The following is a 12174-nucleotide window of genomic DNA, read 5'->3' on the forward strand; positions in this document are numbered from 1 at the left end:
ATGGGGCAAAACGTAACCGTCAAAAAATACGGTGACGCCCTGCCCCACGAATTGCCATTAATGTTTGATAACGTAGAGATCTTTAGCGTAAACGTTATCCATAGGGTCTTTACCGGAATATCCGCCAACCCATGGTTTCACCAGTCGGGCGTTTACGTAGTAATACACCGGAACGATGGCAGAGTCTTTGCCAAGCTGCTGCTCTGCTTTGTCATACAGCGCGCTGCGCTGCGCTTCATCGGCCGCTTTCACGGATTCAGCCATGATGCTGTCGAATGCCGGGCTCTTATAGTGCGCGGTATTCATTGAGCTGCCGGACAGCATGGTGTTCAGGAAGGAAGTCGGTTCGTTGTAATCCGCACACCAGCCCGCACGCGCCACGTCGTAGTTACCCTGATGACGGGTATCCAGGAAAGTTTTCCACTCCTGGTTTACCAGCTTGACGTTAACGCCCAGGTTTTTCTGCCAGATGGACGAGGCGGCGATAGCCAGCTTCTTGTGTAGATCGGAGGTGTTATACAGCAGGTTGAAGGACAGCGGCTTATCTTTGGTATAGCCCGCTTCCGCCAGCAGTTTTTTCGCTTCTTCGTTACGTTTTTCCTGGGTCCAGGTGAACCACTCCGGCTTGGTCAGTTTCGCACCATCCGCATACGGCGGCGTATAACCGAAGGCTGGCAGATCGCCCTGCGCTTTCACTTTATTGGTGATGATATCGCGATCCAGGCCCAGTTTCAGCGCGGTACGTACGCGAGCATCGTTGAACGGCGCTTTCTGGTTGTTGATTTCGTAATAGTAGGTGCACAGATACGGATCAACGTGAACTTCCTGCGGGATCTCTTTTTTCAGTTTCTGGAAGAGTTCAATCGGCAGGTTGTTATAAGTCATGTCAATCTCACCGCTGCGGTAGCGGTTCACGTCGGTGACTTCAGACGAGATTGGCAGGAAAGTGATCTGGTCGAGAACGGTTTTTGCGTTATTCCAGTAGTTGGTGTTACGCACCATCACGATACGTTCGTTAACCACCCAGTCCTGCAATTTAAATGCGCCGTTGGAGACGATATTTGCAGGCTGCGTCCATTTTTCACCGAATTTCTCGATCGCGGTTTTGTTCACCGGCGACATAGCCGGGTTAACCAGCAGTTTATAGAAATAAGGCACTGGCTCGCTCAGCGTGACTTCCAGCGTTTTGTCATCAATGGCTTTGACGCCCAGCTCGCTCGGCTTCATTTTGCCGTCGATGATCGCATCAACGTTAAGAATATGACCGTACTGCGGGTAGCTTGCGTATGGCGAGGCGGTGTTTGGATCCACCAGACGCTGCCAGCTGTAGACGAAATCCTGTGCGGTGACAGGCTCGCCGTTGGACCATTTCGCATCTTTACGCAGATGGAAAGTCCACACTTTAAAATCTTTGTTTTCCCATTTTTCAGCCACACCCGGGATTGGATGGCCGTCAACCGGAGACGTGATCAGCAGACCTTCAAACAGGTCGCGGCTGACGTTTGACTCAGGAACGCCTTCGATTTTATTTGGATCAAGGGATTGTGGTTCCGCGCCGTTATTACGCACTAAAACTTGTTTCTCTGCCAGCTGAACGCCCGCTGGCACATCCGCCGCCATAGCAACATTGCCGGCGATGAGTGCAGTCAGGATCCCTGCCGCGATTAGGCTTTTCTTTGTGATGATGGACATTGTGTTGTGACTCCGATCATTATAATTACTGGTGCGAACACCAGCCTGTTTCATACCCGTTAAGGGTTCCTGTGCAGTGCAGGAGTTTTTGCTACCGCCAGGCGTTTTTTGCTTTTTGCTATCACCGACTTTCATTATTACCGGCAGCTCGTATGGCAGCCTTCTGTCGATTTTCGCGCATTTCCCCTGTTCTGAAATGCGTCTGTTCTGTCCGGACGAGGGTTATATGAAAATGATTCTCATCTTTATTATTCGTCCACAAAATATAAGGCCGGAAAGTACCAAAAGCGCTGATCCCTCGCCAATACATTTTGCAAATTTGTTAAGCAATTCTCTTTTATGGCAGATGGCGGGCGGTCAAAGACGGGAGTTGATGTTGCGTGTACATCAGTAAACTTTTTAAGTTCAGTCGCTTACCGCGTTGCTACTTCGTCCTTGCTGCTTTGTCGTGACATTGATTGTTTTTTACACAAAAAAGTAACAATTGGCGACTAATTAGCACATTCATCTGCCTGGATGATGAAATTACTAATATCATTTCAATTATCTGACAGCAAGCCCAAGAGTATCATGTGAGGAAAATAACACGGCGACTGCGTTTATAATGACCACCCCCGAACGGAGGTGGCGGGTAACTAAATGAAATTCATGGATTAATAGTAAACAGTACTATTTATTATATTTGATGTAATTTTCAACTTTAGTTATAAGTTTTACTGATAATGAAAAACATCAGGCGAGCAGCCCTGGAAACAGCGCTTTAATACCGGTAACAATAAATTCAATCCCCAGCGCCATCAGCAGCAGCCCCATAATACGCGTAATGACGTTAATGCCGGTTTGCCCCAGCAGGCGCACCAGCCAGGGCGCTATACGAAAGACGCCCCAACAGCACAGCGCAAAAAGCGCAATGGCGACAGAAAAGCACAGCAGATGCATCCAGTTGTGATAACGCGTGCCCCAGACAATAGTGGAGCTGATTGCCCCTGGACCTGCCATCAACGGCAATGCCAGCGGCACGACGCCAATGCTTTCACGGATCGCCGTCTCCGACTTCTCCTGCTTATTCTGTTTATCTTCCCCAAGCTTACCGCTGATCATCGACATCGCAATGGTTACCACCAGAATACCGCCAGCAATGCGAAACGAATCGATGGAAATACCAAAGAGTTGCAGAATGCCGTTACCGAGAAACAGTGAGGTCAGCAGGATAATGGCAACAGACAGGTTGGCCGTCAGATTGGTTTTGTTCCTTGCCGCCGCCGTCTGGTAACTGGTCATACTAATGAAGACGGGAATAATCCCCACCGGGTTAACCAGAGCAAATAAGCCAATAAAAAATTTTGAGTAGGTTGGAAAATCAAACAACGTCTGGATCACGGTCGGCTCCGCATAGTGGCAAGGCTGATGGCAAAAGTCCCTGTAAAAACCGTGCTGAAGATACGCTTTTTGTCAGCATAGTTCACCAGGAAAATCATTAAAAACATTACTATCCCGGGATGTTAGAAAATTGTACTAATTATTATAATCTCCAGGGAGTCTTCCCCTGATTCCATAACAATTATTGTACATCACGAAAAAGAGCCTGCTGAAAGGTGTCAGCTTGGGTAAAACTTGATTTAGATCACGATTTCACTACTCAGAAGTGAGTAACCTTGATTACGCCGCCAGGGAGAACAGCGTCAAGCGGGTTCGATGCTTAGGTAAGGCTCTTTTAGTAAATCAGGGGCGCAGTTTTGAATTTAAGTTGTTGTAAGTAAACACTTTCTCAGGCTGTTGTTGGTCTTGACTATACTGACGTGTTAGCAGCTGATTTACTAAAAGAGTTTAACATTATCAGGAGAGCATTATGGCCGTTACTAATGTCGCTGAACTTAACGCACTCGTCGAACGCGTGAAAAAAGCCCAGCGTGAATATGCCAACTTTACTCAAGAACAAGTCGACAAGATCTTCCGCGCCGCCGCTCTGGCCGCTGCTGATGCTCGTATCCCGCTGGCTAAACTGGCGGTTGCCGAATCCGGCATGGGCATTGTTGAAGATAAAGTGATCAAAAACCACTTCGCTTCTGAATATATCTACAACGCTTATAAAGATGAAAAGACCTGCGGCGTGCTGTCTGAAGACGACACGTTCGGGACCATCACCATCGCCGAACCTATCGGCCTTATCTGCGGTATTGTTCCGACCACTAACCCGACTTCTACTGCAATCTTCAAATCGCTGATCAGCCTGAAGACCCGTAACGGTATTATCTTCTCGCCACACCCGCGCGCCAAAGACGCTACCAACAAAGCCGCCGACATCGTTCTGCAGGCTGCCATTGCTGCCGGCGCACCAAAAGATCTGATTGGCTGGATTGACCAACCCTCCGTTGAACTGTCCAACGCACTGATGCATCACCCGGACATTAATATGATCCTGGCGACAGGCGGCCCGGGCATGGTTAAAGCCGCTTACAGCTCCGGTAAACCAGCAATTGGTGTGGGCGCAGGTAACACGCCTGTGGTGGTTGATGAAACCGCTGACATCAAACGTGCTGTTGCTTCTATTCTGATGTCCAAAACCTTCGATAACGGCGTAATCTGCGCGTCCGAACAGTCCGTTATCGTTGTGGATTCCGCCTATGACGCCGTACGTGCACGCTTTGCGAGCCACGGTGGTTACATGTTGCAGGGTCAGAAACTGAAAGCCGTACAGGACATTATCCTGAAAAACGGCGCGCTGAATGCCGCTATCGTTGGTCAGCCTGCCACCAAAATCGCAGAGCTGGCGGGCTTCACCGTTCCGGCTGATACCAAAATTCTTATCGGCGAAGTGTCTATCGTCGACGATAGCGAGCCGTTCGCTCACGAAAAACTGTCCCCGACGCTGGCCATGTACCGCGCGAAAGATTTTGAAGACGCCGTGGTTAAAGCCGAAAAACTGGTTGAGATGGGCGGTATCGGCCACACCTCCTGCCTGTATACCGATCAGGATAACCAGCCGGAACGCGTCAAGTTCTTTGGCGATAAAATGAAGACCGCTCGTATTCTGATCAACACCCCTGCTTCTCAGGGTGGTATCGGCGACCTGTACAACTTTAAACTCGCGCCTTCCCTGACTCTGGGTTGTGGTTCCTGGGGTGGTAACTCCATCTCTGAAAACGTTGGTCCAAAACATCTGATCAACAAGAAAACCGTTGCTAAGCGAGCTGAAAACATGTTGTGGCATAAACTTCCGAAATCTATCTACTTCCGCCGTGGCTCCCTGCCAATCGCGCTGGACGAAGTGATTACTGATGGTCACAAACGTGCCATGATCGTGACTGACCGCTTCCTGTTTAACAACGGTTACGCTGACCAGATCACCTCCGTGCTGAAGGCCGCAGGTGTTGAAACTGAAGTGTTCTTTGAGGTTGAAGCTGACCCGACGCTGTCTGTGGTACGTAAAGGCGCTGAACTGGCGAACTCCTTCAAACCAGACGTCATCATCGCACTGGGCGGTGGTTCCCCGATGGACGCCGCGAAAATCATGTGGGTCATGTACGAACATCCGGAAACCCACTTCGAGGAACTGGCGCTGCGCTTTATGGACATCCGTAAACGTATCTACAAGTTCCCGAAAATGGGCGTGAAAGCAAAAATGATTGCGGTCACCACCACCTCCGGTACCGGTTCTGAAGTCACGCCGTTTGCGGTTGTTACTGATGATGCCACCGGCCAGAAATATCCACTGGCAGACTACGCCCTGACCCCGGATATGGCGATTGTTGACGCCAACCTGGTGATGGATATGCCGAAGTCGCTGTGTGCTTTCGGGGGACTGGATGCCGTAACCCACGCGCTGGAAGCCTACGTTTCCGTGCTGGCGAGCGAATTCTCTGACGGTCAGGCTCTGCAGGCGCTGAAACTGCTGAAAGAGAACCTGCCGGCGTCTTACAACGAAGGTTCCAAAAACCCGGTTGCTCGCGAGCGTGTACACAATGCTGCAACCATCGCCGGTATCGCGTTTGCGAACGCCTTCCTGGGCGTGTGTCACTCCATGGCGCACAAACTGGGCTCGCAGTTCCACATTCCTCACGGTCTGGCGAACGCCCTGCTGATCTCTAACGTTATTCGCTACAACGCGAACGACAACCCGACCAAGCAGACAGCGTTCAGCCAGTATGACCGTCCGCAGGCACGTCGTCGTTACGCTGAGATCGCAGATCACCTGGGCCTGAGCGCACCGGGCGACCGCACCGCTGCGAAGATTGAAAAACTGCTGGCATGGCTGGACAGCATCAAAGCTGAACTGGGCATTCCGAAGTCAATCCGCGAAGCCGGTGTACAGGAAGCAGACTTCCTGGCACACGTAGACAAACTGTCTGAAGATGCATTCGATGACCAGTGTACTGGCGCTAACCCGCGTTATCCGCTGATCTCCGAGCTGAAACAGATCCTGCTGGATACCTACTATGGACGTGAGTACAAAGAAGGTGACACCGCAGCTACAGCAACAGAGGCTGTAGCGGTGAAAGCAGACAAAAAAGCGAAGAAAACCGCATAACTCCTCGCTTAAATGAAAAACCCGCCTGATGGCGGGTTTTTTTATGGCCTGAGAGGCGCTCTGTGACGTTTTAACGGCTAAATAGGCCCTACCCCCGCACCCGCTTCTGGATCACCGTCAGCGAGCCCTCAGCAAGCGCATCCTTATAGTGCTTACGGCACACGGAAACATAGCGTTCGTTGCCGCCTATCACCACCTGCTCGCCTTCGTTGTACGGACGCCCCGCCTCATCCAGGCGCAATACCATACTGGCTTTACGGCCACAGAAGCAGATGGTTTTTAATTCCACCAGTTTGTCAGACCAGGCCAGTAAATACTGGCTACCGACAAATAACTCCCCGCGGAAATCGGTACGCAGTCCGTAACAGAGTACGGGAATATCAAGCTGATCGACCACTTCCGATAAATCATGCACCTGCTGGCGGGTTAAGAACTGGCTTTCATCCACCAGCACGCAATGTACGGGCTTACGCGCGTGCTCAGCGCTTATTTCATCAAAGAGTGAAGACTGCTGATTAAACAATTTAGCAGGGGAAGAGAGGCCGATACGCGAGCTGACTTTGCCGGAGCCGAAACGGTTATCGATTTCCGCCGTGTAGACCACCGCGCGCATTCCTCTTTCCTGGTAATTGTAGGAAGACTGTAACAATGCGGTGGATTTACCCGCATTCATTGCTGAATAGTAGAAATAAAGCTGTGCCATTGGCCGCCACACCCCGATCAAAGTAAAAATATTTCAGGGCGGGATAGTACCATATTTTATCTGGTCATCACTGCGTCGACGCACAAACAGCGTGTCGCCGCCCCTGCGCTTTATCCGGGATATACAACCTGAGCATTTTGGCCGCTGTTACTGCCAAAGAAACGTCAGCGCTATTCACAATAAGTCACATTTTATGCTTTTTTTAAACCCCTTCGCTTTTAGTTATGGTTCAGAAATTATTAATGATTTGCGCTTACGTGGTGGCGAAGCGACTAATAGAAAAGGTTGATATTTATCCACAGCGGCTTTAACACCTTGCGGATTAATCGTAAATTCACCCTGCCTGCACGCGGCGAGGCGGCATGATACTTCGTGTGGATAAGCTATTTTTGCGAGGCGTCTCGTAAAAAATTTAAGATAGCGCAATTAATAAAGAGGATAAATAACGGCTGATTTTGAATTCCTTACATTGTCAGCTATTGCACAACGCAAATTAACGCTCTATTATTAGCTCAACAAACCACCCCATTATAAGTTTGAGATTACTACAATGAGCGAAGCACTTAAAATTCTGAACAACATCCGTACTCTTCGTGCACAGGCAAGAGAATGCACTCTTGAGACACTGGAAGAAATGCTGGAAAAATTAGAAGTTGTTGTTAATGAGCGTCGTGAAGAAGAAAACGCTCAGGCTGCAGAAATCGAAGAACGTACGCGTAAGCTGCAACAATACCGTGAAATGCTGATTGCTGACGGTATTGATCCGAACGAACTGCTGAACAGCATGGCTGCCGCTAAAGTAGGTACTAAAGCTAAGCGTGCTGCACGTCCGGCTAAATATAGCTACATCGATGAGAACGGCGAAGAAAAAACCTGGACCGGCCAGGGTCGTACTCCGGCTGTTATTAAGAAAGCTATGGATGAGCAAGGCAAAAAACTGGAAGATTTCCTTATCAAAGGTTAATCACCTGCCCCTTGCTGAAATCCCGCCGCTGGCGGGATTTTTTTTGCCTGCAAATTACCCCTGCCCGTTACCTGTTATCACATTACCCCGTTCTGTTTACTGGTGAAAAACCAGGCATCCCATACCCCTGTTTTCTTAATGGCCGCCGCTAAATAACTGCGCTGGCTGGTTGCGCAAACAATGAATATAGGGGCAGAAACAATCAGCAATAAAAAAGCCGGAGACACTCCGCAGGTGGCGGCGTTATCTCCGGCTCAGTTAAAGCCCGGGTATTAGCGCTTTACTTCTTAAAACCCATGGACTCTTCCAGCCAGGTTTTAAATTCTTCGCCATGTGCTTTGTGACGAATACCGTATTCCACGAAAGCCTGCATATATCCCAGCTTATTACCGCAGTCATGGCTTTTGCCTTTCATGTGGTAGGCTTCAACGGTTTCCTTCTCGATCAGCATATCAATGCCGTCGGTCAGCTGAATTTCATCACCGGCTCCCGGAGGCGTTTTCGCCAGCAGTGGCCAGATTTCTGCGCTCAGAACATAACGCCCTACAACAGCCAGATTGGAAGGCGCTACGTCCGCTTTAGGCTTCTCTACCACGCCTACCATCGGCACGCTCTCGCCCGGTTTCAGCTCCGCGCCTTTGCAGTCAACCACACCGTAAGCGGTCACGTCTTCTACCGGCTCAACCATGATCTGGCTGCAGCCTGTTTCATCGAAACGCTGGATCATCTCCGCCAGGTTATCCTGCGAGAGATCGGATTCAAATTCATCCAGAATCACGTCGGGCAGGATCACTGCAACCGGCTCATTGCCGACAACCGGATGCGCGCAAAGTACGGCGTGTCCAAGACCTTTCGCCAGACCCTGACGGACCTGCATAATAGTCACGTGCGGCGGGCAAATAGACTGAACTTCATCCAGCAACTGGCGCTTAACGCGTTTTTCCAGCATGGCTTCAAGTTCAAAACTGGTATCGAAGTGGTTTTCGATAGAGTTTTTAGAGGAGTGGGTTACCAGTACAATTTCGGTAATACCCGCAGCGATACATTCATTTACGACATACTGAATTAATGGCTTGTCAACCAGCGGCAACATCTCTTTCGGGATCGCCTTGGTGGCTGGCAACATCCTGGTTCCTAATCCCGCAACCGGGATAACTGCTTTCGTTACTTTTGAATTAAGGGCAGCCATTGAAAATCTCCTGGAATGTTCACATTGGGAACATGTACATAATGAATCACGCGTTAGAGTATATCAGCCCGGAGCTGTGAGCCGGGTCCGAAATGAACGCATTGAGGCTTAATTAAGACAATTACTTATAATACTGCGCAGATAGTAACACCCGGAGAGAACGGCAGGTAAAGCTAAATCACCCTGCCGTTGCGTTTGCTCATTCGGCAGTCAACATTAAACGTAACCGACCGCCTGCGCCCCAAACCTGACACTGCCATGCTTCGCTGCGATGGCTGACCTGGTTTAAATAGGTATTTCCCAGCGTACCCAGCGGAACGCCGTTGCTAATCTGAATTTGATGCTCACCGGTATTAAGCGTGGCATTAAGACCGGCCGACACCAGAATGAGATTTTTAAGCTCATGGTGGTAATAGCCAACCAGTAGCGGAAACTGCCCTGGTAAATTTGCCTGGCGCAGTAATTGATTAACCTGCTTTAACAAACTTCCCAGTTCAGGCAAACGCTGACGCTGATGAGAGAGCTGTTCCTGTAATAAGCCGTTAAACAATGCCCGCAGCAATAATGCGGCTAACACACCGTTATCGCCGGCGCGGGTGACATCCAGGCAATAAAATGCGAGGTCTTTTTCAGAGAGTGCTGCAATATCGAGCACCAGACCCGGCTGATCGGCAGATACCAGCTGGCGATAATTAATACGGCAATTTGAGATATGTTGCTGAACCGGAGGCTGTAACTCCTGCAACAATTTGGCGGCGGCCTGCGGATCGCTTACCAGCGCATCCCAGTCCTGAAAAAGGCGTTCTTCTTCCTCTACCCGGGAATTAAACATATTGGGATAGAGGCAGGCATAAACCGTTTCACGTAAACGGTTCAGATCTTTTACCGGTTTCAGTAATACATCCTGTACGCCCAGACGTAAAGCACGGGCAATGTCGGACATATTTTCTGTCGCTGATATAACCAGGATGGGCATCTGGTCGCGCTCATTGCGCAAATGTTCCACGAGTTTCAGACCGTTCATTCGTGGCATGGCAAGATCGCAAATCATTAAATCTGGTCTCACCGTCTTCATGGTCTCAAGCGCATCGAGGCCATCCATCGCCAGTGAAGTAGTTGCGCCTAAAGAAGTGAGCCATGAATCCAACAGTGAACGGAAAACGGGTTCGTCCTCAACAATCAAAATATGTTTTCCAGTCAAAGGCTGCGTCATGTTCTCTCCCCTGCTTTGCAGTAGTTCAATAGTGGCATGCTATTGCAACTCGCGCCTGTCAGAATTTCCTGAAGTCATCGAATATATTTTTCGCTAAACCGCGCCGGAAAGATGTAGCTTACCGTGCGGTTCCCCTTTAGCTCCGGATGCGTTACACAAAAGCTCTCCTTGTCCGCGTGAGACAACTGGCGGAGACAAGTGAACCTCATAGGGTTAGCAAAACGTCGGATACGTTGTCGGGAATGCCGTTGTGTGTAAACCGATGCAGGAAGACCTGAAGAGGATTGCACAGCTTTGCGACGCCGTCAGGGCCAACAAACTACACCTTAATGCCTCGCGACTAAACCTTTTACGCCCTAAATCGTTGATTAAACCACTGGCGAACCCGTCGCCAGTCCAGCCTCACCTTTGCTCGTGACGTTTTTTACATCCCCGGCTTCCAGCCATAGCATCGAGGCTATCGCTCGGTTAACATAGATGCATCCATGCGCCGTTGCGCCATTATTATTCCAGGATTACGATTTTGTCTCAACCTTGTCCCTGCGGTAGCGCTCAGGAGTATAGCGCATGTTGCGCACGTTATGTGTCTGGTGAACAGCTTGCGCCGGATCCGTCACATCTTATGCGCTCCCGCTATAGCGCATTTGTATTAAAAGATGCGGATTATCTGATCAAAACCTGGCATCCGTCGTGTCATGCTGCCGCCTTTCGTCAGGACATCGAAAAGGGCTTTGCGCAAACGGAATGGCATGGCCTGACGGTTTACGCGCACGAAGCTGGTGCAACCCAAGATGAAGGCTATGTCAGCTTTGTGGCGCGTTTTAGCGAGCAGGGTAAACCCGGCGCTATCATTGAACGCTCACGTTTCCTGAAGGAAAATGGTCAGTGGTATTATATCGACGGCACGCGCCCACTGTTTGGCCGTAACGATCCCTGCCCTTGCGGGTCAGGAAAAAAATTCAAAAAGTGTTGCGGGCAATAAACCCAGCTTCACCCTCATGCAAACTCAACAGGATTTTCGCGGCAATGCATTCATTACAACGTAAAGTACTGCGCACTATTTGTCCCGACCAGAAAGGTCTTATCGCGCGCATCACCAACATTTGTTACAAGCACGAACTGAACATCGTGCAGAATAACGAGTTCGTTGACCATCGCACCGGACGCTTTTTTATGCGTACCGAACTGGAAGGCATTTTTAATGATGCCACGCTGCTGGCCGATCTCGACAGCGCGCTGCCGGAAGGATCGATCCGTGAACTGACGCCGGCAGGCCGCCGCCGCGTGGTGATCCTGGTGACTAAAGAAGCGCATTGCCTGGGCGATCTGTTAATGAAAGCGAATTATGGCGGACTGGACGTGGAAATTGCCGCGGTGATTGGTAACCACGATACCTTACGCTCGCTGGTGGAACGCTTTGATATTCCTTTCGAGCTGGTCAGCCATGAAGGTCATACCCGTGAAGCGCACGATGAATTAATGGCGGCCGCCATTGAAGCCCATCAGCCGGATTACGTGGTGTTGGCGAAATATATGCGCGTACTGACGCCGACTTTTGTCTCCCGCTTCCCGAATAAGATCATTAATATTCATCACTCGTTCCTGCCCGCCTTTATCGGCGCGCGCCCGTATCATCAGGCCTACGAGCGCGGCGTGAAGATTATCGGCGCAACGGCCCACTACGTGAATGATAATCTCGACGAAGGCCCGATCATCATGCAGGACGTGATCCACGTCGATCACAACTATACCGCAGAGGATATGATGCGCGCCGGTCGTGACGTAGAGAAGAATGTGCTGAGCCGTGCCCTGTATCAGGTGCTGGCGCAGCGCGTGTTTGTTTACGGCAACCGGACCATCATTCTGTAAGCGGTAATGAAATGAA

General features: G+C 50.1%; 9 protein-coding genes. 4 read left to right on the forward strand and 5 right to left on the reverse strand.

Translation table 11 applies throughout. From position 1 onward, the window contains the following. Nucleotides 1-57: 57 nt before the first annotated feature. Both oppA and BMF08_RS16600 read right to left on the reverse strand, forming a co-directional pair. On the reverse strand, nucleotides 58-1692 hold the full coding sequence (oppA, locus tag BMF08_RS16595; protein ID WP_072569459.1) for an oligopeptide ABC transporter substrate-binding protein OppA: 1635 nt from the start codon (nucleotides 1690-1692) through the stop codon (nucleotides 58-60). 732 nt (nucleotides 1693-2424) lie between these two features. After that, nucleotides 2425-3072 carry a YchE family NAAT transporter gene (locus BMF08_RS16600; protein WP_072568644.1) on the reverse strand — a complete coding sequence of 216 codons (648 nt, stop codon included), beginning with the start codon at nucleotides 3070-3072 and terminating at the stop codon, nucleotides 2425-2427. Nucleotides 3073-3541: 469 nt separating this feature from the next. Between BMF08_RS16600 and adhE the strand changes: the two genes are divergently transcribed. Then, the gene (gene adhE, locus BMF08_RS16605; RefSeq protein ID WP_072568645.1) at nucleotides 3542-6220 is read left to right on the forward strand and encodes a bifunctional acetaldehyde-CoA/alcohol dehydrogenase; all 2679 of its coding nucleotides are present in this window, start codon (nucleotides 3542-3544) and stop codon (nucleotides 6218-6220) included. An 88-nt stretch (nucleotides 6221-6308) separates the two neighbouring features. On the opposite strand, the gene tdk is transcribed toward adhE, so the two are convergent. Continuing rightward, a complete protein-coding gene (gene tdk / locus BMF08_RS16610) occupies nucleotides 6309-6923 on the reverse strand; it encodes a thymidine kinase (RefSeq protein WP_072568646.1) in 615 nt (204 codons plus the stop codon). 550 nt (nucleotides 6924-7473) lie between these two features. On the opposite strand from tdk, the gene hns reads away from it, so the two are divergent. Beyond that, the gene (gene hns, locus BMF08_RS16615) at nucleotides 7474-7887 is read left to right on the forward strand and encodes a histone-like nucleoid-structuring protein H-NS (RefSeq protein ID WP_072568647.1); all 414 of its coding nucleotides are present in this window, start codon (nucleotides 7474-7476) and stop codon (nucleotides 7885-7887) included. Nucleotides 7888-8167: 280 nt separating this feature from the next. Here the strand turns inward: hns and galU are convergent, their stop codons facing one another. Continuing rightward, nucleotides 8168-9076, reverse strand: coding sequence for a UTP--glucose-1-phosphate uridylyltransferase GalU (gene galU / locus BMF08_RS16620; protein WP_072568648.1), 909 nt, complete (start codon nucleotides 9074-9076; stop codon nucleotides 8168-8170). 199 nt (nucleotides 9077-9275) lie between these two features. Continuing rightward, nucleotides 9276-10289, reverse strand: coding sequence for a two-component system response regulator RssB (gene rssB / locus BMF08_RS16625; RefSeq protein ID WP_072568649.1), 1014 nt, complete (start codon nucleotides 10287-10289; stop codon nucleotides 9276-9278). A 523-nt stretch (nucleotides 10290-10812) separates the two neighbouring features. On the opposite strand from rssB, the gene BMF08_RS16630 reads away from it, so the two are divergent. After that, nucleotides 10813-11271 (forward strand): YchJ family protein, encoded by a 459-nt coding sequence (locus BMF08_RS16630; RefSeq protein WP_072568650.1) that lies wholly within the window; start codon nucleotides 10813-10815, stop codon nucleotides 11269-11271. 44 nt (nucleotides 11272-11315) lie between these two features. After that, nucleotides 11316-12158: a formyltetrahydrofolate deformylase gene (gene purU / locus BMF08_RS16635; protein ID WP_072568651.1), complete on the forward strand. Its 843-nt coding sequence runs from the start codon at nucleotides 11316-11318 to the stop codon at nucleotides 12156-12158. Nucleotides 12159-12174 lie beyond the last annotated feature (16 nt).

The sequence above is a fragment of the Enterobacter sp. SA187 genome (genome assembly GCF_001888805.2).
Classification (GTDB): Bacteria; Pseudomonadota; Gammaproteobacteria; order Enterobacterales; family Enterobacteriaceae; genus Enterobacter_D.